The organism is Streptomyces sp. B3I8 (genome assembly GCF_030816915.1).
Lineage (GTDB): Bacteria > Actinomycetota > Actinomycetes > Streptomycetales > Streptomycetaceae > Streptomyces.
The window spans coordinates 2,580,725-2,603,121 of record NZ_JAUSYN010000002.1 but is presented as its reverse complement, the minus strand read 5'-3'; the positions used below and the strand labels follow the sequence as shown (position 1 = coordinate 2,603,121).

Annotated in this window: 23 protein-coding genes; 13 read left to right on the top strand and 10 right to left on the bottom strand. The window is 72.0% G+C overall.

Annotated features, from left to right (window positions below):
* Nucleotides 1–643 precede the first annotated feature (643 nt).
* Entirely contained in the window at nt 644–1,357 is a 714-nt protein-coding gene (locus QFZ64_RS13585) for a DUF1707 domain-containing protein (protein ID WP_307065461.1), read from the top strand.
* Between the two features lie 88 nt (nt 1,358–1,445).
* On the opposite strand, the gene QFZ64_RS13580 is transcribed toward QFZ64_RS13585, so the two are convergent.
* Nucleotides 1,446–2,792: an SGNH/GDSL hydrolase family protein gene (locus tag QFZ64_RS13580; protein WP_307065459.1), complete on the bottom strand. Its 1,347-nt coding sequence runs from the start codon at nt 2,790–2,792 to the stop codon at nt 1,446–1,448.
* A 352-nt stretch (nt 2,793–3,144) separates the two neighbouring features.
* Here QFZ64_RS13580 and QFZ64_RS13575 point away from each other — a divergent pair, with 352 nt between their 5' ends.
* The 3 genes from QFZ64_RS13575 (at nt 3,145) to QFZ64_RS13565 (ending at nt 6,744) form a co-directional block, all read left to right on the top strand.
* Nucleotides 3,145–4,530, top strand: a complete 1,386-nt coding sequence (locus tag QFZ64_RS13575; protein WP_307071687.1) for a DUF445 domain-containing protein — start codon at nt 3,145–3,147, stop codon at nt 4,528–4,530.
* A gap of 183 nt (nt 4,531–4,713) precedes the next feature.
* The gene (locus QFZ64_RS13570) at nt 4,714–6,210 is read left to right on the top strand and encodes an MFS transporter (protein ID WP_307065457.1); all 1,497 of its coding nucleotides are present in this window, start codon (nt 4,714–4,716) and stop codon (nt 6,208–6,210) included.
* Between the two features lie 84 nt (nt 6,211–6,294).
* Complete coding sequence (locus QFZ64_RS13565; protein ID WP_307065455.1) at nt 6,295–6,744, top strand: hypothetical protein; 450 nt, start codon at nt 6,295–6,297, stop codon at nt 6,742–6,744.
* Nucleotides 6,745–6,753: 9 nt separating this feature from the next.
* On the opposite strand, the gene QFZ64_RS13560 is transcribed toward QFZ64_RS13565, so the two are convergent.
* A complete protein-coding gene (locus tag QFZ64_RS13560; protein WP_307065453.1) occupies nt 6,754–7,251 on the bottom strand; it encodes a hypothetical protein in 498 nt (165 codons plus the stop codon).
* 321 nt (nt 7,252–7,572) lie between these two features.
* Between QFZ64_RS13560 and QFZ64_RS13555 the strand changes: the two genes are divergently transcribed.
* Nucleotides 7,573–8,661, top strand: coding sequence for a GlxA family transcriptional regulator (locus QFZ64_RS13555; RefSeq protein ID WP_307065451.1), 1,089 nt, complete (start codon nt 7,573–7,575; stop codon nt 8,659–8,661).
* A gap of 20 nt (nt 8,662–8,681) precedes the next feature.
* On the opposite strand, the gene QFZ64_RS13550 is transcribed toward QFZ64_RS13555, so the two are convergent.
* Complete coding sequence (locus tag QFZ64_RS13550; protein ID WP_373430599.1) at nt 8,682–8,987, bottom strand: hypothetical protein; 306 nt, start codon at nt 8,985–8,987, stop codon at nt 8,682–8,684.
* A 299-nt stretch (nt 8,988–9,286) separates the two neighbouring features.
* On the opposite strand from QFZ64_RS13550, the gene QFZ64_RS13545 reads away from it, so the two are divergent.
* The 3 genes from QFZ64_RS13545 to QFZ64_RS13535 all read left to right on the top strand — a co-directional run bounded on the left by QFZ64_RS13545 (nt 9,287) and on the right by QFZ64_RS13535 (nt 11,684).
* Nucleotides 9,287–9,706, top strand: a complete 420-nt coding sequence (locus QFZ64_RS13545) for an Hsp20/alpha crystallin family protein (RefSeq protein WP_307071685.1) — start codon at nt 9,287–9,289, stop codon at nt 9,704–9,706.
* A 190-nt stretch (nt 9,707–9,896) separates the two neighbouring features.
* A complete protein-coding gene (locus QFZ64_RS13540) occupies nt 9,897–10,412 on the top strand; it encodes a DUF2267 domain-containing protein (RefSeq protein WP_307065449.1) in 516 nt (171 codons plus the stop codon).
* A 297-nt stretch (nt 10,413–10,709) separates the two neighbouring features.
* On the top strand, nt 10,710–11,684 hold the full coding sequence (locus QFZ64_RS13535; protein WP_307065447.1) for a CPBP family intramembrane glutamic endopeptidase: 975 nt from the start codon (nt 10,710–10,712) through the stop codon (nt 11,682–11,684).
* A gap of 154 nt (nt 11,685–11,838) precedes the next feature.
* On the opposite strand, the gene QFZ64_RS13530 is transcribed toward QFZ64_RS13535, so the two are convergent.
* Nucleotides 11,839–12,702: a PhzF family phenazine biosynthesis protein gene (locus QFZ64_RS13530; RefSeq protein ID WP_307065446.1), complete on the bottom strand. Its 864-nt coding sequence runs from the start codon at nt 12,700–12,702 to the stop codon at nt 11,839–11,841.
* 195 nt (nt 12,703–12,897) lie between these two features.
* Here QFZ64_RS13530 and QFZ64_RS13525 point away from each other — a divergent pair, with 195 nt between their 5' ends.
* Nucleotides 12,898–13,293, top strand: a complete 396-nt coding sequence (locus QFZ64_RS13525; RefSeq protein ID WP_307065444.1) for a hypothetical protein — start codon at nt 12,898–12,900, stop codon at nt 13,291–13,293.
* Nucleotides 13,294–13,507: 214 nt separating this feature from the next.
* Here QFZ64_RS13525 and QFZ64_RS13520 read toward each other — a convergent pair whose 3' ends face one another.
* Entirely contained in the window at nt 13,508–13,906 is a 399-nt protein-coding gene (locus QFZ64_RS13520; protein ID WP_307065442.1) for a VOC family protein, read from the bottom strand.
* A 318-nt stretch (nt 13,907–14,224) separates the two neighbouring features.
* On the opposite strand from QFZ64_RS13520, the gene QFZ64_RS13515 reads away from it, so the two are divergent.
* The gene (locus QFZ64_RS13515; protein ID WP_307065440.1) at nt 14,225–14,998 is read left to right on the top strand and encodes an alpha/beta hydrolase; all 774 of its coding nucleotides are present in this window, start codon (nt 14,225–14,227) and stop codon (nt 14,996–14,998) included.
* Between the two features lie 145 nt (nt 14,999–15,143).
* On the opposite strand, the gene QFZ64_RS13510 is transcribed toward QFZ64_RS13515, so the two are convergent.
* From QFZ64_RS13510 to QFZ64_RS13500, 3 genes are all read right to left on the bottom strand, one after another.
* Complete coding sequence (locus QFZ64_RS13510) at nt 15,144–15,710, bottom strand: SMI1/KNR4 family protein (RefSeq protein ID WP_307065438.1); 567 nt, start codon at nt 15,708–15,710, stop codon at nt 15,144–15,146.
* A 473-nt stretch (nt 15,711–16,183) separates the two neighbouring features.
* Nucleotides 16,184–17,410: a 4-hydroxybenzoate 3-monooxygenase gene (locus tag QFZ64_RS13505; RefSeq protein ID WP_307065436.1), complete on the bottom strand. Its 1,227-nt coding sequence runs from the start codon at nt 17,408–17,410 to the stop codon at nt 16,184–16,186.
* A gap of 124 nt (nt 17,411–17,534) precedes the next feature.
* Nucleotides 17,535–18,098, bottom strand: coding sequence for an SMI1/KNR4 family protein (locus QFZ64_RS13500; RefSeq protein WP_307065435.1), 564 nt, complete (start codon nt 18,096–18,098; stop codon nt 17,535–17,537).
* Between the two features lie 280 nt (nt 18,099–18,378).
* Here QFZ64_RS13500 and QFZ64_RS13495 point away from each other — a divergent pair, with 280 nt between their 5' ends.
* Nucleotides 18,379–18,702: a hypothetical protein gene (locus tag QFZ64_RS13495; protein WP_307071684.1), complete on the top strand. Its 324-nt coding sequence runs from the start codon at nt 18,379–18,381 to the stop codon at nt 18,700–18,702.
* Between the two features lie 132 nt (nt 18,703–18,834).
* On the opposite strand, the gene QFZ64_RS13490 is transcribed toward QFZ64_RS13495, so the two are convergent.
* Nucleotides 18,835–19,881: an SGNH/GDSL hydrolase family protein gene (locus tag QFZ64_RS13490; protein WP_307065433.1), complete on the bottom strand. Its 1,047-nt coding sequence runs from the start codon at nt 19,879–19,881 to the stop codon at nt 18,835–18,837.
* A 525-nt stretch (nt 19,882–20,406) separates the two neighbouring features.
* Between QFZ64_RS13490 and QFZ64_RS13485 the strand changes: the two genes are divergently transcribed.
* Both QFZ64_RS13485 and QFZ64_RS13480 read left to right on the top strand, forming a co-directional pair.
* A complete protein-coding gene (locus QFZ64_RS13485) occupies nt 20,407–20,895 on the top strand; it encodes a cupin domain-containing protein (RefSeq protein WP_307065431.1) in 489 nt (162 codons plus the stop codon).
* A gap of 657 nt (nt 20,896–21,552) precedes the next feature.
* Nucleotides 21,553–22,062, top strand: a complete 510-nt coding sequence (locus QFZ64_RS13480) for a hypothetical protein (protein ID WP_307065429.1) — start codon at nt 21,553–21,555, stop codon at nt 22,060–22,062.
* A 53-nt stretch (nt 22,063–22,115) separates the two neighbouring features.
* Here the strand turns inward: QFZ64_RS13480 and QFZ64_RS13475 are convergent, their stop codons facing one another.
* A complete protein-coding gene (locus QFZ64_RS13475; protein ID WP_307065427.1) occupies nt 22,116–22,382 on the bottom strand; it encodes a hypothetical protein in 267 nt (88 codons plus the stop codon).
* Nucleotides 22,383–22,397 lie beyond the last annotated feature (15 nt).

The window sequence follows — 22,397 nt, the reverse complement described above, 5'->3', positions numbered from 1 at the left end:
TTCTCGGCCTTCGGCCGTTCCGCCGCCGGTGGGGGAGCGGCCTGGTGGGACCGCTGTGACGCGGGGCCCGGAGCGGGCGGCTCCGGCTTCCGGGGCGGTTCGCCCTGGGCGCTCTGCTGCCGCTGCGACTCGTCGCTCATCTGTGTGCCGGACTCCTGTTTCGCGTCGTACGTTCCCGTACGCCCTCTATCGCCCTCTAATGCCTTCTGCGCCCCCACTCGGTGAAGACTCTCGTGCCGAGTGTTCCGTTCCCGTCTCCGGGAGTGCGTTCCCTCACGGGAACGCGGGGCACCGCGCGTCAACGGGACGGGGTCGCTGCGCTTCCGCCCGGTGCGCGTCTTTCGAGGGAGTATCTCCGAGTATCCCGTGTCCGTGACGGGTGTGGTCACCGACACGGTCGCCGCATCGATCTTGGCACACACCGGCGGGACCGCGTGGGCCGAGCACCGTCATCCGGGTGGCCGGGAATCGGCGCTCGGGAACGGGCGGCCGGGAATCGGCGGCCGGGAGGAACGGTACGCGGCCGCGACACCGCTCGGGCGCGGCACGCACCCGGACCCGCCGGCTCGGGCACGCACCGGTGCCGGCACGGACACCGGCGCCGGCTCTCGCGCAGTGCGGTTGCCGTGCGTAGGCTGCCCGCATGACCGACGAACTCCCGGAACTGCGGGCCTCCGACGCCGATCGGGAGCGGGTCGCCGAGCGCCTGCGGGACGCCGTCGCGGAAGGCCGGCTCGACATGTCCGAGTTCGAGGAGCGGCTCGACGCCGCCTACCGGGCCCGTACGTACGGGGAGTTGGCGCCCCTCACCGTGGACCTGCCGGCGCCGGGCGGTGCGGCCGCCACCGTCGACATGACCAAGCGTTCGCGCGGGGACGGCAGTTGGGACGACCGGATCGTCGGCGGGGAAGACGGCACCTCGCAGTGGGGTGTGGCCGTCCTGTCCGGGTTCCAGCGCAGGGGGCGCTGGACCGTGCCCCGGCGGTTCCGCTCCTTCGCCTTCTGGGGCGGTGGTGAGATCGACCTCCGCGAGGCCTGCTTCGCCGACCGCGAGGTCGTGATCACCTGTGTGGCGATCATGGGCGGCGTCAACGTCGTCGTGCCGCCGGGTGTCGAGGTCGTCGTCCGCGGCGTCGGAGTGATGGGCGGCTTCGACCACCGTGAGCAGGGCACCCCGGCCGAGCCCGGCGCCCCGCGCGTGGTGGTGACGGGCTTCGCGTTCTGGGGCGGCGTGGGCGTGGAGCGCAAGCTGACCAAGGCGGAACGTCAGCGGGTGCGGGAGGAGCGGCGCAGGGAACGCCTGGAGCGCCGGGACAGCCGCCGGGGCGCGCGGAAGGAACTGCGGCGAGGGGAGTAGTCCCGAGCGCGCCCCGGAGCGCACCACCGGAGTGCACCCGCTGGAGTGCACCCACCGGAGTGCACCCCCCTCACAGCGCGGCCCGCCCCTACAGCGAAGCTCGTGCCGCGCCCTTCAGCAGGGCGAGGTCGAAGGCCTCGGCCATCCGGCGGTAGCCCGCGTCGCTGGGGTGCAGGTGGTCGCCCGAGTCGTAGGCAGGCCGCAGCCGGCGCGGCGCGTACGGGTCGCGCAGTGCCGCGTCGAAGTCGGCGTACGCGTCGTACACCCGTCCGGCCCGGATCTCCGCGTTGACCGCCCGCCGGGTCGCCTCCCGCGCCGCCGAGTCCCCGTGGTGCCCGCCGAACGGCATGAGCGTCGCCCCGACGGCCTTCAGCCCTCGCGCGTGCGCCTGCGCGACCAGCGTCCGCAGTCCCTCGACGATCTGCGGGGCGGTCGTGGGCTCCGGTGCGTGCAGGATGTCGTTGACGCCGAGGTCGATCACGACGGCCTTCACGTCCGTGCGGTTCAGGACGTCCCGGGCGAACCGGTTCAGCCCGCTGGGGTTCTCGGCGGGCCGCCCGTGTCCGTCGGTCAGTACCCGGTTCCCGCTGATGCCTTCGTTGACGACGCTGTAGTGCGGCACGTCCCGTCCGGCCGCGACCGCCGTGCGCAGCCGCTCGGCGAGCACGTCGGTCCAGCGCCGGTCCGCGCCGACGGTCGAGGTCAGCCCGTCGGTGAGTGAATCGCCGAACACGACGACCGTGCCGTCGGACTCGTTGCTCATCACGTCCAGCGCGGTGACGTAGCGCCAGTACGGCGTCCGCTCGGTGTACGCCGCCGCCGTCGGGTCCGCCGTACGGTTCCCCCGGGCGGCGTACGAGATCTGCCGGGCCCTCGGGTGGTAGGTGACCGGCCCGGAGGGCGTGGGGGAGTACGTCGTGACCAGCAGGTCGCCGCCGCGCGGCACGGTGAGCCGTACGGCGTCGCTGACCGTCTGCCCACCGGGCGGGACGACGACGGTGGGAGCGCCGTCGAAGGTGAGCCGGCGCATGGTGCCGGGCCGGGCGGCGGCGCTGTCCGCGGTGTCGGCGACGGCGATCGTGACGTGCGTGAGGGTGAGCGGGCGTTGGCCGTAGAGGTTCGAGAAGGTGACGCGGGCGCTCGTGCCGCCGACGGAGGTGTGGATGACGTTGCGCACCGAGCGCCCGGCTAGCCCCGTGGTCTCGGTGCCGGGCTCGCCGCCGGCCGGGGCCGCCGACCAGGCGCCCACCCACGTGCCGACGGACGCGGGGGCGGCGGAGTCGTGCGGGGCGGAGTCCCGCGGGACGCGGCCGTCGGCGACGGTGGTCCCGGGCCGGCCGTCGTCCGGGCCGGTGCTCACGTACAGGGCCGCCGGTACTACGGCGACCGCCGCGACGAGCGCGGCGAGCAAGGCACAACCGTGACGCCTGGTCATGCGGTGCGGGTCTCCTCGGGAAGCGGGAGCCCGGGGCTCCGATGCGGTGACTCCATGATGCGTCATGGGGCGAGGGACGCCCGGCGGCCCCTTCGCGCATCCGTCGCCCGGGGATACAGACGCCGGGAACCGCCGTTCCGTTCCCCGAGTCGGTCAGGAAGGGACAATTGTGCGAGGGATCACCGGAGGGTGTACCGAAGGGGTGTGACCGGAAAGGTGTGACCGGAGGAGGGCGACCGGACGGCCGGAACGGGAACGCGGCGGGAGGCGGGCGGAAGTGGTGGAGCCGGTGGAGCCAGTGGAACGGGTGAAGCGGCCGGAAGGGTCGGAGCGGGTGCCGCGGTCGGAGCAGATGGAGCAGTCGGAGCACTCGGGGCAGGCGGAACAGATGGAGCAGGACGACGGGAAAGAGACGGGGGCCCGGCCCGCGGGCGCGCCCCCCGGCCGGGCGGGAGGCGCGTCGCCGGTCCGGGCCATGAACGTCTTCAGCGCGGCCGACGAGGAGAAGCGGCGCGGCGTACGCCGGATGAAGGCGAGCGCGACCGCGCTGCTGGCGTTCGTCGCACTGGTGTACGTCCTCACCACCTGGGCGGAGCACACGGGCGCCGGCGCCTGGACGGGATACGTGGCCGCCGCGGCCGAGGCCGGGATGGTCGGCGCGCTCGCCGACTGGTTCGCCGTCACCGCCCTCTTCCGTCACCCGCTCGGCCTGCCCATCCCGCACACGGCGATCATCCCGACCAAGAAGGACCAGCTCGGGGTCTCGCTGGGCGAGTTCGTGGGCGAGAACTTCCTCTCCGAGGACGTCGTACGGGGCCGGTTGCGCGCCGTCGGCATCGGCAGCCGGCTGGGCGCCTGGCTCGCGGTGCCCGAGCACGCCGACCGGGTCACCGCCGAGCTCGCCACGGCACTGCGCGGGGCGCTGACCGTCCTGCGGGACTCCGATGTGCAGGCGGTGGTGGGGGAGGCGATCACCCGGCGGGCGAACGCGCAGGAGATCGCGCCGGGGATGGGCAAGATGCTGGAGCGGATCGTCGCCGACGGGGGCCACCGCCGCAGCGTCGATGTGATCGTCTCCCGTGCCCACGACTGGCTCGTGCTGCACGGAGACTCCGTGATGGACGCGGTGCAGGGGGGCGCCCCCGGGTGGACGCCCCGGTTCGTGGACCGCAAGGTCGGCGAGCGCGTCTACAAGGAACTGCTGCGTTTCGTCACCGAGATGCGGGACATGCCGGCGCACCCCGCGCGGGGCGCGCTCGACCGGTTCCTCACGGACTTCGCGTCCGACCTGCAGTCGGACACGGAGACGCGGGCGCGGGTGGAGCGGCTGAAGGGGGAGGTGCTGGGCCGCGGGGAGGTGCAGGACCTGATCGCGTCCGCGTGGTCCGCGGTCCGCGCGATGATCGTCTCGGCGGCGGAGGACGAGCGCAGCGAGCTGCGGCTGCGGGTGCGGGCGTCGCTGCTGTCGCTGGGGGCGCGGATGGAGGGCGAGGCGAAGGTGCGGGAGAAGGTCGACGGGTGGGTCGAGGGGGCGGCGGTGTACGTCGTGACGACGTACCGCCGGGAGATCACCTCGCTGATCACGGACACCGTGGCCGGGTGGGACGCGGAGCACACGACGCGGAAGATCGAGGCCAACATCGGCCGCGACCTGCAGTTCATCCGCATCAACGGCACGGTGGTGGGCTCCCTGGCGGGCCTCCTCATCTACACGGTGTCGCGCGCGCTGGGCGCGTGACCCCTCCGGCGGGGGCCGGGACGTTCCCCTCCCGCCCGCGCCGAAGGGGGTACACCCCCGGCGGGGACCTGGGCGCGGGCCGTGACGTGCGCGGGAGCCGCACGTTGTGCCGGTCACAGGCGGTACGCGTGCCGGCTTGCGTTCAGGGCACACGGGAAGCGTCGCCCGACAGAAGAGGGAGCCATGTCCGGAGAAGAGCCGTCCGCGTCGTCGCCGTCCTCCGTGCCCGCCACCACCGGCACCATCACCACATCCGTCCCCTCCCGCCTGGACCGGCTCCCCTGGTCCCGCTGGCACTGGATGATCGTGATCGGCCTGGGCACCGTATGGATCCTGGACGGCCTGGAAGTCACGATCGTCGGCAACATCGCGAGCCGTCTGTCCGAGAGCGGCAGCGGGCTCGACATCACGTCCTCCCAGATCACCGGCCTCGCCGCCGCGCTCTACGTGGCCGGTGCCTGCGTCGGCGCCCTCGTCTTCGGCTGGCTCACCGACCGCTTCGGCCGCAAGAAGCTCTTCATGGTGACGCTCGTCGTCTACCTCGCCGCCACCGCTCTGACCGCGCTCTCGTTCAGCCCCTGGTGGTTCTTCACCTTCCGCTTCCTCACCGGTTTCGGCATCGGCGGCGAGTACGCGGCGATCAACAGCGCGATCGACGAGCTGATCCCGTCCAAGTACCGCGGGCGCGTGGACCTCATCATCAACGGCAGCTACTGGGTCGGTGCGATCGGCGGCTCCCTGCTGTCCATCATCGCGCTGGACACGTCGATCTTCGCCAAGGACGTCGGCTGGCGGCTCACCTTCGCCCTCGGCGTCGTCCTCGGCCTGGTGATCCTGCTGGTGCGCCGGCACGTGCCGGAGAGCCCCCGCTGGCAGTTCATCCACGGCCAGGGCGAGGAGGCCGAGGCGCTCGTCGGCGACGTCGAGCGCCAGGTCGAGGAGGAGAAGGGCGAGCAACTCCCGCCGCCGCGCAGCGAGATCACCATCCACCAGCGCAAGAGCGTCGGCTTCGGCGTCATCGCCAAGACGGTCTTCGGCCGCTACCCGCGCCGCGCGACCCTCGGCCTCGCCCTCTTCATCGGCCAGGCGTTCCTCTACAACGCCATCACCTTCGGCTTCGGCGCCATCCTCACCACGTTCTTCGACGTGCCCTCGGGCAGCACCGGTTACTACTTCGCCGTCATCGCGGCCGGCAACTTCCTCGGCCCGCTGCTGCTCGGCAAGCTGTTCGACACGGTCGGCCGGCGCATCATGATCTCCTCGACGTACATCCTCTCCGGCCTCCTCCTGTTCGGCACGGCATGGCTGTTCGACAACGGCTCGCTCAGCGCGAAGACCCTGACGGCCTGCTGGTGCGTGGTCCTGTTCTTCGCCTCCGCGGGCGCGTCCAGCGCGTACCTGACGGTCTCGGAGATCTTCCCGATGGAGACCCGCGCGATGGCCATCGCCTTCTTCTACGCCATCGGAACGGCCGCGGGCGGCATCACCGGCCCGCTCGTCTTCGCCGACCTCACCGAGTCCGGCCACGTCGGCGACACGGTCCTCGCCTTCCAGATCGGCGCGGCCCTGATGTGCGCGGCGGGCCTGGTCGCGGCGTTCCTGGCGGTCAAGGCCGAGGGCCGCTCGCTGGAGGACATCGCCACCCCGCTGTCGGCGGTCCCCCAGGAGGCCGCCGGCTGAGTACCCGTGCCGTGCCCGCGGCCTCGTGTACCTGAGTATCCGTACTCTGTCGGTTCCCGCGGCCCCGCGGTCATTCTCGTACGCATGACCGAAAAGCTGCTGTCCCCGCTACGGAACCGCCCCGCGCCCGAGCGCCTGCTGACCCGGCTGCTGGGGGCCGGCGTCGCCGCGGCGGCCTATCTGCTGTGTCTGCCCTGGGACCTGCGCAACCGCGCGAAGTCCCCGGGCTCCCTCACGGAGACGACCCCGGTGACCGTCGCCGGGGTCGCCGCCCTGGTCGTCGTGCTGGCCGCGCTCGCCGCCTACTTCGGCCACCGCGACAGCCTCGGCTGGACCGTGCCGGTGGTGGCGGCCCCGCCCGCCGTCCTGCTGCTCCTGTCCTTCCGCGCCCACCCCGAGCCCGACGCCTCGGCATGGCCGCTGGCCTGGGCGTTCTTCACGGTGATCGGCACGGTGGGCGTCCTGGTCACGGCAGCGGTGGCGCGCAGCCTCCGCCCGGAGTGCCCGGAGGAGTGGCTGCTGACCGCCCGCTGAACCCCCGGGTCAGGCGCCCGTGGTGGAGCCGGGCCGCACGATCATCAGGACGGTCACCGTGGCCCACAGCAGGTTGAAGATCCCGGTGACCATGGCGAGCCGCACGACGGCCCGCTCGGTCACGACGGCCCGCTCGGTCGCGACGGCGCGCTCGGTCGCGACGGCGCCGTCCCCGTCGAACCCGGCGAGGAGCGCTTCCTGCCGGGGCAGTACGAGCGCGCCGAGGACCACCGCGGCGACCACCGTGAGGACGATGGACACGATCAGCCAGGTGTCCCCGAGCACCCCCATGTTGCTCGCCGTGGCGAACCCGAACACGGGCACGGCCACGGCGACGACCGCGTAGACCCGGCAGATCCGGTGCAACAACCGCAGCGTGTGCACCTCACCCCCCGGCTCGGCGAGCACACGGCGGACGACGGGCGGAAACATGCTCGCGGCAACGGTGACGGGCCCGATGGCCACGATCGCGACGATGACGTGCACGGCGAGAAGGAACTTGGTCACCCGCCGAACCTAGGCCGCCCGTTCGATCATGCACCAGCGGCAGGATTGCCACACCTCAACGACTTCTCGCCACGGCCCGACAGGGGCGCGGGGAACTGCGGGACCAGCCCCCCACCGACCCGCGGTCGACAACGCACCCCCGGGGTCCAAGGGGCGAAGCTCCTTGAGGGACGGGGAGGGTAAGGGCGGCGGGGGCGAAATCACCCGACCGACCTCCCATCCGCTCCCGCCTCAACCCCAGCCCCCTCGGCACCCCCTGGCGAGAACCGACCCCCCACCCCCATTCCCGCCACCCCGCCCCGCCCCCGCTACCCTCCCCCCATGCACACCGTCGCCGTCCTCGCCCTGGACCAGGTGATCCCCTTCGACCTCACCGCCCCCATGGAGGCCTTCACCCGGACCCGCCTCCCCGACGGCCGCCCCGGCTACCGCCTCAAGGTGTGCGCCCCCACCGAGGAAGTGAACGCCGGCGCGTTCACCCTCCGCGTCCACCACGGCCTCGAGGCCCTCACCGACGCCGACACGATCCTGCTCCCCGGCCAGGAGGACCTCACCCTCCCGCTCCCACCCGCCGTACGCGAAGCGCTCCGCACCGCCGCCGCCCGCGGCACCCGCATCGCCTCCGTCTGCACCGGCGCCTTCGTCCTCGCGGCCACCGGCCTGCTCGACGGCCGCCGCGCCACCACCCACTGGGTGGCCGCCGCCGCCCTCGCCGAGCGCCACCCGGCCGTCACCGTCGACCCGGACGTCCTCTACGTCGACGAGGGCCAGTTCCTCACCTCGGCGGGCGCCGCCGCCGCACTCGACCTGTGCCTGCACATGATCCGCAAGGACTACGGCTCGGCGGTCGCCGCCGATGCGGCCCGCCTCTCCGTCATGCCGCTCGAACGCGAGGGCGGCCAGGCCCAGTTCATCGTCCACCCGCACCCGCCGGTCCCGGCCGGGGCCACCATGGAGCCGTTGCTCGCCTGGCTGGAGGAGCACGCCGACCAGGACCTCACCCTGGACGACATCGCCGCCAGGGCCGGCACCAGCACCCGTACGCTCAACCGGCGCTTCCGGGAGCAGACGGGCACCACGCCACTGCAGTGGCTGCACCGGGCGCGCATCCGCCGCGCCCAGTACCTGCTGGAGAACACCACGTACCCGGTCGAACGCATCGCCCACCAGGCGGGTTTCGGGAGCCCGACGGCCTTCCGTGACCGCTTCAAGCGTGTCGTCGGCACGAGCCCGTACGCCTACCGCCGGGCGTTCCGCGGCGACGCGGCGGACGACACCGCACGCGTCGTACCGGTCCCGGTGTCGGCCCCGGCCCCGGCCCCGGCCCTGGCCCCGGCCCTGGCCCCGGCCCCGGCCCTGGCCCCGGCCCCGGTCCTGGTCCCCGCCCCGGCGGGCGGCACCGCGCGCTGAGGCGGGCCGCGTCGCCGCGCTCAGCCCCTGCGGTCGGCCACGGCCCATGAGGCCAGCGCGACGGCGCCGGCGACGCCGAGGACGGAGGGCCAGGCGCCCACCTTCTTGGCGAGCGGATGCGAACCGGCGAACGCGGCCACGTACGCGGCGCCCAGCGCCCCCGCGGCCTTCCCTCCGGCCGCCTGGCGCCACCGCAGCGCGGCCGCCGTCCCCGCGGCGGCGAGCACCACCCCGCCGAGCTCCCGCCTTCCGGTCCACCGCGCCACGCCGAACCCGCCGACCAGCCCGGTCGCGGCGAGCGCCGCGCTGGGAATCCTCGCCACCATGTGCCTCCTCGTGCCCATGCCGCATGCGCGGTTCCCGCATGCCTGAACGCCTCCGAGGCTAACCCGCGCCACGGCCGCGCCACGGAGCGCCCCCGGGGCGACCCGGCGACCGGGTGACCGGACGACCGGACGACGGGACGACCGGACGACCGGAACACGCAGGTAAGCGCCTCGGAGCCGCTGCATGAGCGACCGGCCATGACCCAAGTTGAGTCACCACTTGTCAAATATTCTCCCGTCGGCTATATAGAAAGTCGTAGGGCATCGCACCCAGGAAGCGAGAGAAGGAGTGACCCGTGATGCTCATGCGCACCGATCCCTTCCGTGACATCGACCGCCTCGCGCAGCAGGTCTTCGGCTCCGCAGGCCGTCCCGCCGGAATGCAGATGGACGCCTACCGGACCGGCAACGACGTGATCGTCCACTTCGACCTGCCGGGCATCGACCCCGAGACCGTCGAACTGGACATCGAACGCAACGTCCTCAGCGTCCGCGTCGAGCGGCGTTCCCCCGCCCCCGAGGACGCCGAGGTCATCGCCGCCGAACGGCCCACCGGCACCTTCACCCGGCAGCTCTGCCTCGGCGACACCCTCGACACCGAGCGCATCGACGCCTCCTACGACAGCGGCGTCCTGACGCTCCGCATCCCGGTCGCCGAGCAGGCCAAGCCGCGCCGCATCCAGATCGCCGGCGGCCCGCGCAAGCAGCTCGACACCTGAGGACACGGCTCGCTCCCCCTGAGGGGGCACCCCTGGGGGGCCGGGCCCGGCCCCCCAGGTCACCTTGGCCCTCCCGTCCCGCCCCCCCTCGCGGCCGTGGGCCGTCTCACATCACACCCGTCACGCTCATGTCCGGGCGAAACCCGGGAAGACGCGCAGCGACAACCGAACACGGAGGAGAACCCGCAGCATGACCACGCCGACCACGCTGACCACCGTCCCCGCGCAGACCGTCGCCCACTCCGAGCCCGCGCCCGCCCCGTCGGCTCCGTCGACCACCACGGCCCCCGCTCCGGCGATGGCGCGCCGTACGTGGGAGCAACTGATCGACGCGGTAGGGGAATCCGGCCAGTACGCCACGGCGAAGGAGGCGGAGCGCGTCACCCGCACCGTGCTCTCCGCGCTCGGCGGACATGTGACCGGCGAGGAGCGGGTCGCCCTCGTCCGCCACCTCCCCGAGCGGGCGGCCCGGCTGGTCGCCGCGCAGATCCCGGTGACCAGCCCGCTGACGGCCGCCGAGTTCGTGGACTACGTCGCCGCCCGCATCGACGGCGCCACCCCGGCCACCGCCCGCTGGGACGTCAGCTCCGTCCTCGCCGTGCTGCCGCAGGTGGCGGGCGAGGACATCGTCGACCGCGTCCTGGCCGGACTCCCCTCGGGCTACGCCCTGCTGTTCGGCCGCCCCGAGCTGCTGCCGGCGGCTTGAGCCGTCGTCGACCCCCGATGACCGTGACCGGCCGTCATCAGGCAGAGCGTGCCGGGCAGAGCGTGCCAGGTGGGACCTGCCAGGTGGGGCCCGTCGGGTAGGACCTGTCGGGTAGGGCCCGCCAAGTAGCGTCTCCCGCGCGGGACTTGTTGTGCAGGCCCCACCCGGCTGGGGCCCTGCCGGGCGGACCTGGTACGGCCTGCTGTACCCGCACTCCGGGCGCGCACGGGAGTGAGCCGGAGGGGCGTCGCTGGTGTGCTTGAGGCATCGCTTCAGCCACCTCCGAAGGGACCAGCGGTGAGCCCCTCAGTCTCCTCCCACAGCATCGACGCCCCCGCGCCCACGACCGGCGGCGCCCCCGCGGGCGCCGCTCCGGGAACCACCCCGGGCGGTCTGCGCGGGCACCTCCGCCGTCGGCCCCTGACCTGGTTCTTCACCCTCGCGTTCGCCCTCAGTTGGGTGACCTGGACGCCCTACATCCTCTCCGAGAACGGTCTCGGCGTCTGGCACTTCTCCTTCCCGTCCGCCCTCGGCACCACCCAGCTGCTGGGCGTGCTGCCCGGCGCGTACCTCGGTCCGATCCTGTCGGCGTTCCTCGTCACCGCCCTCGCGGACGGCCGGGACGGACTGCGGGTCTGGTTCGGCCGGTTCACCAAGTGGCGGATCAGCCGGCGCTGGTACGCGGCGGTCATCCTCAGCGTGCCCGTCGCACTGACCGTCACCTCCGCCGCTCTCGGCGGCCGGGGCCCCGTCCTGCCGTCCGCCGCGCTCCTCGTCGCGTACCTCCCCGGCCTGATCCTGCAGATGCTCACCACCGGTATCGCCGAGGAGCCGGGCTGGCGCGACTTCGCGACCCCGCGCCTGCAGCGCCGGTACGGCCCGCTCGTCGGCACCCTGATCCTCGGCCCGCTGTGGGGCGCCTGGCACCTGCCGCTGTTCCTGAGCGACTGGGGCGGCGGGCCGGACGTGGGCTGGGCCGAACCGCTCGAGTTCATGCTCACCACGTTCGCCTTCAGCTTCGTGATGACCTGGTTCTTCAACCACACCCGCGAGAGCCTGCCGCTGGTGATGCTGTTGCACACCGGCGTCAACAACTACTTCTCCCTCGCCTGGTCGGACATGTTCCCGTGGCTGCGCTCGACGACGCACGTGTTGCTCATCGCCTCCGCCGCGGCGGCCGCCGTCCTGCTGATCGCGACCCGGGGCCGGCTGGGATACGAACCCGAACGGGCCGGGCTCGAACCGGCCGAGCCCGGCACGCCGCGGGTATGACCGCCGGGGCCCGCGTCACCCGCATCGCCCACGGGCGTACGCGTCTCCCCGCCCACGCGTCTCCCCGCTTATGCGCCCGCGCCGCGGGCGGCGTCGGCGGACGGGGAGGCCCGGGAGGGCAGGAGACCCGGACCCGGGAGCGCACGCCAGGGCGCTACGCCTCCTCGATACGAACCCCCGTACCACCGACCCGGACACGCGGGTCGCCCGCCCGCAACGTCACCGTGAGTTCGCCGGGACGCCCCAGGTCCTCACCCTGCCGCAGGGTGAGGACCGCGTCGTCGGGCACCAGGCCGAACTGCCGCGCGTACGCCCCGAACGCGGCGGCCGCGGCCCCGGTCGCCGGGTCCTCGACGACTCCGCCGACGGGGAACGGATCGCGGACGTGGAAGACCGCGGCCGACTCCCGCCACACCAACTGCACGGTGGTCAGGTCCAGTCGGTGCATCAGGGCTTCGAGGCGCGCGAAGTCGTAATCGAGAGCCGCGAGGCGCGCACGGGTCCCCGCCGCGAGCACCAGATGGCGGGCCCCGGCGAACGCGACACGGGGCGGGAAGGCCGGATCGAGGTCGGCGGCCGCCCAGTCCAGCGCGGCCAGTGCCTCCGCGAGATCGGCCCCGTCGACCTCCTCGACGTACGGCTCGACGCTGGTGAGCGTGGCCCGCAGCGCCCCGCCCTCCTCGACCACCTCCACCGGTACGGTCCCGGCGGGCGTGGTGAACACCAACTCCCCGGGCCCGGTCCGCTCGGCGAGCGCGAGGGCGGCCGCGACGGTCGCGTGCCCGCAGAACGGCACCTCGGCCTTCGGGCTGAAGTACCGGACGCCGTACGCCCGTTCCTCCCGCCCCGGGCTGAGGAACGCGGACTCCGAGTACCCCAGGTGAGCGGCGACGGCGAGCATGGCGCCGTCGTCCATACCGGAGGCGTCGAGCACGACGCCGGCGGGGTTCCCGCCGCCTGGATCACTGGAGAAGGCGGTGTACCGCAACACCTCGGGCCCTGCCGCACTCGTCGTCATGCGAACCGCAACACGGACGCGGACCGCGGCTATTCCTCGCGGTACGCGGGCGGGCCCGCAGCCCCGACCTTTCGACCCCCTTCGAAACGATGGTGGCCACCCACCCGCCGGACCTACGGTGCTGCACATCCACACGTGGGGACCGCCGCGGCGCACCTCGTCGCGGCGGGACACACACGACCCAGGGGGACCTTCATGCCCAGCCACACTCTGCGCAACGGGCTTTTCGCCGTGCTGGCCGCGGTCGGACTGCTCACCGGCGCCACCCAGGCCGCCTCGGCGCAGCCCGGTTCGGACACGGCGACCGCGGCGCCGCAGTCCGCGTCATTGGTCTACATGAACACGGTGGTCAGCCAGTGGTCGCACTTCACACCGGACTGGCACGACTCCTCCCACGCGGGCACCTTGTACGCGGGCAGCAACTATTTCTTCTGCTACACGTACGGCCTCACCTACACGGGCAACGGCCACACGAGCTCGGTCTGGCTCAAGACGGACGACGACTTCGGCAACCACAACGTGTGGGTGAGTGACGTCTACCTCGACACCGAAGGGTTCCGCAACGACATCCTCTGGCTGGACAAGTGCTGACTGCGGGGCCTCCCGCCGGTCCCGGTCCGCGCCCGGCGTCGGTCGTCCTGAACCGGCCGTGGGGGACCCGTCCGTGACCGTGCGCAGTGGACCCGTCAGTGTCCTGTCTCTGGCGTGACCGGGGGCCGCGCTCCGCGCCACTCACCGGCGGAGCCCGGCCCCCGATCCGGGCCCTTACGCCCTTACGCCCCTACGTCCTTACGCCCGCACGCCCTTACGCTTTGGCGGCCGGCCAACCGCCGTAGGGCACGGTGATCAGTTCCATCGCATGCCCGGCCGGATCCATGAAGTAGACGCCACGGCCACCGTCGTTGTGGTTGATCGCGCCGGGCCGCGAGCGGTGCGGATCGGCGTAGTGCTCGATGCCGCGCTGCCGGATCCGCGCGTACGCCGCGTCGAACACCTCCTCGGAGACGAGGAAGGCGTAGTGCTGAGGTGCGACCTGCTGCTCGGGAACGGTGGCGAAGTCCAGCGTGACGCCGTTGTTCAGCTCCACGGCGACGAACGGCCCCCACTCGCCGCTGATCTCGAGCCCCAACAGCTCCGCGAAGAACTCGGCGGACTCCCGGTTGTTCCGGGCATGGACGATCGTGTGATTCAACTCGACGGACAAAGAATGCCTCCGAAGGCATCTCCCGGCACCTCCATGCCTCACCCGACCGGTGACCGACACGCGATGCCGCCACCGATCCTAGACATCGCCGCCGTCCCCGCGGCCCACCTCCCCGGCCGCCCCACCGTGAGAGGCCGCCGTATCAAATGATTGGTGGGCCCACGGGAGCCGCTGTTACCCTCCCGATGACCGTGCCGAACAAGAAGGAGGTGGTACCCGTGAACGTATCGATGTGGGTGCTCTCCTCCGGAGTCACGGTCGGGCGATAGGTCGTCGCCCGGGAGCGCCGTTCTCAGCGCATTCCCGGAAGGCACGACCATGAACTTCACGTCCGAACACCGCCTCGACGACGCCGATACCGGCGCCGCCGGCATCACCGACACCGCCGTCGTCGAGCGCGAGTTCACCCTCGGGGACATCCCCGGCATCCTGTGGACGCCCGCGTCCGCGACCGACGCCGCACCCGTCCCGCTGATCCTGCTCGGCCACCCGTCGCTCGGGCTGCCCACGATGTACCCCCGCCTGGTGGCACGGGCCCGGCACGCCGCGGCGGACGGTTTCGCCTCGGCCGCCATCGAGCTCCCCGGCTGCGGTGACCGGCCCCGCCTGCCCGCCCTGGAGCAGGCCCGCGCCGGTCTGCGCCGGGCCATGGAGGCCGGCGAACCGATCGGCGACGACATCCTCGACGCCCTCGTCCTTCCGCTCGTCGAGCAGGCCGTCCCGGAAACGCGGACCGCCCTGGACGCCCTGCTCGCGCTGCCCGAGATCGACGGCCCGGTCGGGTACTCGGGCGGGGTGATCTCCCTCGCGACCCGGCTGGCGGTGGTCGAGCCACGCATCGAGGCAGCCGTGCTCTTCGCGGGCAGCCTCCTGCCGCGCGCCACGTTCGACGACGCCCGTCAGGTCACCATCCCGCTGCACGTCCTGCTGCAGTGGGACGACGAACGCAACGACCGACAGGCCTCCCTGGACCTGTTCGACGCCTTCGGCTCCAAGGAGAAGTCCCTGCACGCCCACATGGGCGGCCACACGGGCGTCCCGCAGCACGCGGGGGAGGCGGCGTCCCACTTCTTCACCCGCCACCTGAAGTGAGACCGGGCCTCCGGACCGGCGACGAACGGTAGCCGGTCCGGAGGCCTGAACGCCGCCCGTCGGGGGCGGGGTCCCGACCCCGCATCGAGGGGCGGCGCACGGCGGGTGGTGGACGGCGTGCGGCGGGTGCTCGCCACGCACCCGATCACGCCCCCGATGACGGCTCCGCCAGCTCCCGCACCATGGTCGCGAAGTCGTCGTACGGCTCGGGGTCCATACCGTCCCCGGGCCACCACTCGTACGCGGTCCACTCACCGTCCTCCCGGACGCTGTCCGCGTGCAGCAGCCACCAGCACCCACTGCCACCATCGTCGTGGGCGATCATCACGCATCGCCTGAGTATGGCGAGGTGCTCCTGGAACCAGTCCAGGTCCCACGCTTCGAGGAGGTCACCGTCGATGTCGGCGAGCCAGCCGATCTCGTCGGTCCCGAACACGTCGACGGGCCCCAGGTACTCCCAACCGTCGCTGACCTTCAGGAAGTTGCGGAAGGTGGGAGGGAACCGCACCCCGAGCCGTTCCTCGACGGCCACGATCGCCGCCTCGCCCGCCGGTTCCGTACCGGCCCAGCCGGCGTCCAGCCGCTCCTGGCTGATGACCTGCCGGTCCTCCTCGATCGCCGTACGGAGGTCGGCCGAGTCGAAGAGCCTGGCGTTGTAGGCACGGAGCCACGCGTGCCATTCCGCGGTGGTCAGGGGAGAGGGCGTCGTCATGAGTGTGCGCTCCGTCGTCTCGTACGGTGAGGTCGGTCCTGCCTGACACAGGCTCACACCTCCCACTGACAACCGGCGGCCGTCGAGTCACCGAGGCCGCGCGCACCTCCCGCCCGCTGCCGAGACGGAGGACGGCAGGCGCGCCCCTGACACGCGGGAACACGACAGCGGCGCCGCAGGCCGGGGGTGCGGGCGTGTACGTCGGCTCCCACTCCTGCCGCCGCCCTTCCAGCCCCTGCCCGGCGCCGAGTTCCTTCGCCGGTCCGGCGGCCGAGGCGAGCCCGGACCGCCGGTGACCGGCAGCCGGAAGGGACCCCGGACCACCGGCCTGAACGGGACCGGCCGGTGTCGTCGAACCGGCAGCCGGACGACAGGCGGCACCGGCCGGAACGCGGAACGCCGCTCATCGCGGAACGCCGCTCATCGCGGACGGGTCCCCGCCCCGGCAGGCCGGGACCGGGGCCCGGGGACGTTCAGATGCCCACGTAGTTCTCGGCGAAGTGATCCTGGTGGCTGCGCCGATCCCGCAGGCTCATCAGCCGCGCGTGCTGCAACCGACGCAGGAAGACGGCGTCCTCGTCGTCCCCCGCGGGGCCGTGCAGGAGGTTGATCATCCAGTGCGAGAACTCCTGCGCGTGCCAGATGCGTGGCAGGCAGGCATCGGAGTACCCGACGAGCCCGCGCTGGTCGTCCCTGGTCAGCGCGTCGGTCAGTGCCGCGGCCAGGGTCCGCGCGGTCATGATGGCGAGGTTGGCCCCCTTGGCGGCCGAAGGGCTGATCAGGCCGGCGGCGTCGCCCGCCAGGAACAGCCGCCCGTACTGCATGGGGACGCTGACCGCCGAACTCAGGTCCACGGTCGCCCGTTCCAGAATCGGACCCTCGCGCAGCGGCCCGTACTCCTCGGTGCGCATCCTGGTCCCCAGCTCGTCCCAGATCCGCGCGTCGCTCCAGTCCTCGGGGTCCTCCCCACGGGGTACCTGGAGGTAGAACCGGGTGACCGTGGCGGTGCGCGCCATGTGCCCCGCGAACCCGCGGTCGTGCACCGCGTAGGTCACCGCTTCCATGCTCGGCGGCGCCTGCGCCAGCAGCGCCAGCCACGTCACGCCGTGATAGCGGCGGAAGGCCTCGGCCGCCCCGGTCGGCAACTCCCGCAGTGCGGCGCCGCGTTGGCCGTCGCACCCGGCCACGTACTCCCCGGAGAGGCGGTACGTGTCACCGTCCGGGCCCAGGCAGTCGACCGACGGGCTGTCGCCGTCGATGCCGTGCATCCCGGTGACCGTCGTACCGAACCGGATGTCCCCGCCCCGGTCCAGGAACTCGGCGATCAGGTCGGTCACCAGCAACTGCTGCGGGTACACGGTGTGCACCTGCCGCTGCCCCAGCTCGCCGTAGTTCAGCTCGAACTGCCCGTGCTCGCCACGGAACGCGCACGTTCCGTGGGACTGCCCCTTCGCGAGCAGTCCGCCGGCCAGTCCGTTCTCGTCCAGGACCCGGACGCTGGCCGGTGCGAGAAACCCCGCCCGGCCGCGCTGCTCCACGTGGACGCGGGCCTGCCGCTCCACGATCACACAGCTTATGTCCGCGGCCCGCAGCATGTTCCCGAGCACCAGGCCGGCGGGCCCGGCTCCGACGATCACTACCTGAACCCGTTGGGATAACGACAACGTGAACTCCCCCGTACGCCGTACGCCATATGTCATATCAATCGCTGTCACCGTAGCCGTGGCCCCGTGAGGGCCAAGTAAAAGCGGGAAGCCGGGGAAGCCGGGAAGCCGGGGAAGCCGGGAAGCCGGGGATGCCGGGGAAGCGGGCAGCAGGACAGCCCTACAGAAACATCCTCGACTCTTCCCGCACCATGGTGGCGAAGTCGTCGTACGGCTCGGGAAGCGCGGCCTCGCCGGCCGACCAGTCGTACGCGGTGCACTCACCGTCCTCCCCGGCACTGTCCACGTGCAGCAGCCACCAGCAGCCGGTGCCGCCGTCGTCCTGGCCTATCACCACGCACCGCTTGAGGACGGTGAGGTACTCCTCGAAGTCCTCGGGGCCCGCCCACGCGTCGATGAGGCCGTCGTCGAGGTCGGCGAACCAGCCGATCCGCTCGAGCGGGAGCAGATGGACAGGCCCGACACGCTCGAAACCGTCGCTGACCTTGAGGAAGTTCCGGTACGAGGGAGGCAGCCGCACCCCGAGCCGCTCCTCGGCGGCGACGATCGCCTCCTCGCCCACCGGCTCGGCACCGGCCCAGCCGGCCTCCCACCGCTCCGGGCTGACGACCTGCCGGTCCTCCTCGATCGCCGCACGGACGCGGGCCGACTCGAAGATGCCGGTGTTGTGTTCGTCGAGGAACGCGCGCCATTCCTCGACGGTCAAGGGAGTGGGGGGTGCCATGGCTGAACTCCGGTGCTCACTCGGACGATCGGGGTCCCGGACAGCCTCACACAGCGCACTGACAACGAGGGATCGTCCGGACCGGCCGGCGCAGGGCGTCGAGTACGGGCTCGAGTACGGGCCCGAGTACGGGCGGCGCGAGCGTGTCCGGGTGGCCGGTGTCGTGCGCCCGGACCGGAGACCGGCCCCCGGGCGAACTCCGTTGTGGGGCCCGGGCCCCCGACCGTAGGGTCCCCACATGTCCCTACGTCTCCGTATGCGCCAGGCCCTCCCCGAAGCGATGCGCGCCCGCGACAAGGCGGCGGTGAGCGCCCTGCGCGTCACACTCGCCGCACTGGACAACGCGGAAGCGGTACCCGTCGACGAAGCCGACGCGCACGGCCCGGCCATCGAACAGTCCCCGACCGGCGCCGGCACCACCGAGGCACCACGCCGCGAACTGAGCGAGCACGAGATGGCGACCATCGTCCGCGCCGAGGCCGACGAACGCCTGGAAGCCGCAGCCCAACTCACGTCCCCCGCCCACGCCCCCCGAGCAACCCGCCTCCGCACGGAGGCCGAGGTCCTGCTCCGCCTTCTCGACGAGCGCGACGGCGCCCCGTAACACACGACGGCCGCCCCGTAACACACGACGGCCGCGCCGCAACCACGGCACTCGCGCTGGGCGGCCAGGTGTGACGGGCCGCGTCGCGCATGTGTCACGTGCCGTGGCCACGGCGGCGGTTGAGTCTGCCGGTCAGAGATCGAGGAGGGCGAGGCGGATGGCTCGTTCGACGTGGGCGGCGGCGTTGGCGTGGCCCTGGGCGTTGGGATGGACCAGGGTGACCCGCTTGCTGAGGGGGGCGCAGTTCAGCAGGGTGCCGGGGAGCTTGGCGGGCCAGTAGTCGGCGGCGTCGCCGCAGATTCCCTCGACCCACTTGGTGTCCGCGGGCTGGCAGGCGTCGTGGCCCACGCTGGAGGAGTACACGTCGACGTAGCGGTCGCCGAAGAACGAGGTGACCTGCTGGATCGTGTTGTTCAGCGGCTCGAGGACGTTCTCGCGGAGCCAGTCGATGTCCGCGTGCTTGATCGCGCCCAGCTCGGTGAGGGACGCGCGGTTGCAGTCACTGCCCTGCTCCGGCAGGACGGCCGGATAGCCGACGGTGATCACCTTGGCCTTGGGCGCGGCCTCGTGCACCCTGGCCAGCATCTCGACGTACTCGTCCTGGACCCTGGCGAGCTTGTCCCGGATGCTCTCCTCCCCGTCGGGAGGACTGGTGTAGTACTCGCGGCACGACTTGCCGGGCGTCACGCCCAGTTCGAGACACTTGAGGAGCATGCCGCCGAAGGGCAGGCTGTTGCCGCCGACGCCGACGGTGACGACATCGGTCCCGTCGTTGAGGTCCGCCCGCTTGATCTGCGGGTCCACCGCGGGCCAGCCTCCGGCGGGGGGCTCGACCGGGCTGATCGGTGTCTGCCTGGTGCTGCCGATGTCGGTGATGACGGCGTTGCCGCAGCTGACGTTGGTCAGGTGGACGTACTTGCCCGGCGGGAACTCGTCGAGCTCCCGCTCCACGATGCCGGGGTAGGCGTCGCTGGTGCGGTCACAGCCGTCCCGCGACGCGTCGCCGAGCGGGGGCTGCGGCTCACCGACGAACCCGCCCGCGGTGTACGAGTCACCCAGCGCGGCCCACTCGTACTGATCGGCCGCCCCGGCGGAGCCCGCGGGCACCAGCACGGACACCGCCAGCGCGAGCCCCACGGCCAGCGCCCCCGTCCGCTGACGGTGGACAAGGCGCCGCATGACTCCCCTACGACGGACTGGCAGGGCGAGGGCTGCCAACCGCCCCATAGACGTCGAACGCATCCGAACTCTCCGTTCACTCCAAGTAGTCGCGTGACTACGGAACGAAGGTAAGCGAGCACATGCGACGACTGGTCGGCTCCACCGGCCAAACCACCCGAGCGTATTGCTCCGAAGCTCCGCCCCACGCCGAGTGCGCCGGTGGCCACCCCCTCCACTCGGGGTCCCGGTGGTAATGGCCGCGGAAACAACGGATATGAGTTCGTGCCCCGTTGAGCTGGGATGACGTTTCGGTTCGGCCGACTGGACACGGTGGGTGGATCTATGGATACCCCGGCGGTCGACCACCCGCGCCATCCGCGACCAACCAGAACGAGCCCTCCTCATCCTGGGCACCACCCCCGCGCCCGACCTGAACGGAACTTGATCAAGCCCTGTCGTGAATCCCCTTGCCGGGTCGGGATAAGCGGGGTACGGTCCGTTTGTGTTCCACGTGAAGAGTCCGCTTCCACGGAAGGGAACCTCGTGAGCTACCTGCCCAATGGGGCGATCGTCCTGCCGGCCGGCGAGGGTCGGCCGATCCCCGGCGACGGCCTGCTGATCCCCGACTTGCTCGGCAAGGTCGCCGCCGACCAGGGCTCAGGCTCCATCGCCGTGATGGAGGGGACGGCGGAGCCCGGCTTCGGGCCCCCTCTTCATATCCATCACAACAGCGAGGAGCTTTTCTATCTCCTCCAGGGCCGGATGGACTTCCAACTCGGCGACCAGCGGGTGAGCGGCACGCCGGGCACGCTCGTCATGGTGCCGCGCGGAACGGCCCACGCGCCCCGAGTGGTGGGACACGAGCAGGCCAGGTTCCTGGTCGTGTTCGCGCCCGCCGGCCCGGACGGGCTGTTCTACGAGATCGCCGCACTCGCTCAGGAAAACGGCGGGGTCATCAATGACAATGACCCGCGCATCGAGGGGCTTGCGGTCAAGTACGACACCGAGCACATAGGGCCCCCGCTGCAGTAAGCAACGAGAGCACCCCACCCATACAACCAACGAGCCTTTCAGCGATCCCTCCGCGCCGGGGATTGCGCTGGAGCCGTGCCGCAAAGCCGTGTTCGGCATCGGCCCCCGGCGGTGGGCTTCGGCGGCCTGGTGCTGGTGCTCTGCGAAGCCCTACGGGCCGGCCGTGTCTGTGTCGTACCGCCACGCTTCCGGGCGGCGACTCCTCGGCCTGACGGCTCGGTCCGACGACTTCCCGGCCCGAGCATCCATGGACCCCGAAAACCCCAACCGGCGAAAGCCCGCCACGACGCCGGGAGCGCCGAACGACCACCCGCCACGTGTGCCTCGCTCAGCCCCGGACCGGCACCAGCCACGCCATCTCGTAGACGGCGAGAAACCCCCAGCCCCCCGGCAGTTGAACACGGCGGCCCACCAGTTGCTTCAGGGGCGGAGGTACGGCGGGCCCCTTTCCTTACCAAGACGGAGGACGGCGGGCAGGCCTTTGACGTGCGAGAGCGCGAGGGCGATGTTGCGGATCTGGATAACGTCATTCAGAACTGAATAGTTCCGCTATTCTGTCCAGCACTGGATCGGAGCACATCAGCTCTGACGCAACCCAGTCAGCACTGCAGGCTTCTCATTCACCCCTGGGGGTACCCTGTGCGGGCGGCGCGGCGAATGACCCGGATCGAGACCGTGAACAAGAAGACGGGCGAAGTGCACGACTTCACCGTCCACTCGTCGGTCTCCACCGCACATGCCCTCTGGTTCAGGGGAGGAGGCTTCACCACGATGGGATACGCGGCACACAACGCCCTGGCCGACGCCGATCTCAGCGCCAGCGCGTACAGGCTGTTCCACAAGATGTGCGCCATCCAGAACCGCAAGGACCACGGCCTCGTCCTCGTCGAGAGCCAGACGAAGTTCGCGGAACAGGTGGGGATGTCGCAGGCCTCCGTCTCCCGCGGCCTGAAGCAGCTCGCCTCTCAGGGGTTCATCTATCCCGACGGCCGCAACTGGCGCATCCGCCCCGACTTCGTCTTCAACGGCAACGGGGCGGCGCAGGGCCAGGCCGTCCAGAAGATCCCCGCCGGCGCCCCGGACCCGTACGCCGGTCCGCGCACGGACCTGACGGTCATCGAGGGCGGAAACGACGACGGGGCCGACGGACCCGACGACGGGGCCTGAGACCCTGTGTCCCGACGGGGCCGGAAGCCCGGGCCCCGTCCGGATTCCAAGCCTCAGACGCTGCACACGCCGTCGTCCGGGGTCACCGCGATGATCGCCACCGTCGGAGGCGGGGGCGCGGGCGTGTACACGTAGGCCACGGCCAGCCCCGGCACCTCACCCCTGGGCTCGATCCTCGTCTTGCGCACCTCGACGCCGTCCTGTCGGGACGGCCCGAGCAGCACACCGAGCCGGGGCACCAGCTCCAACTCCTCCCGGAGCCCTTCCAGCGCCTGCTCCGCGCCGAGTTCCTTCGCCCGTTCGGCAGCTCGCACCGTCACGGCTGCTACGACACC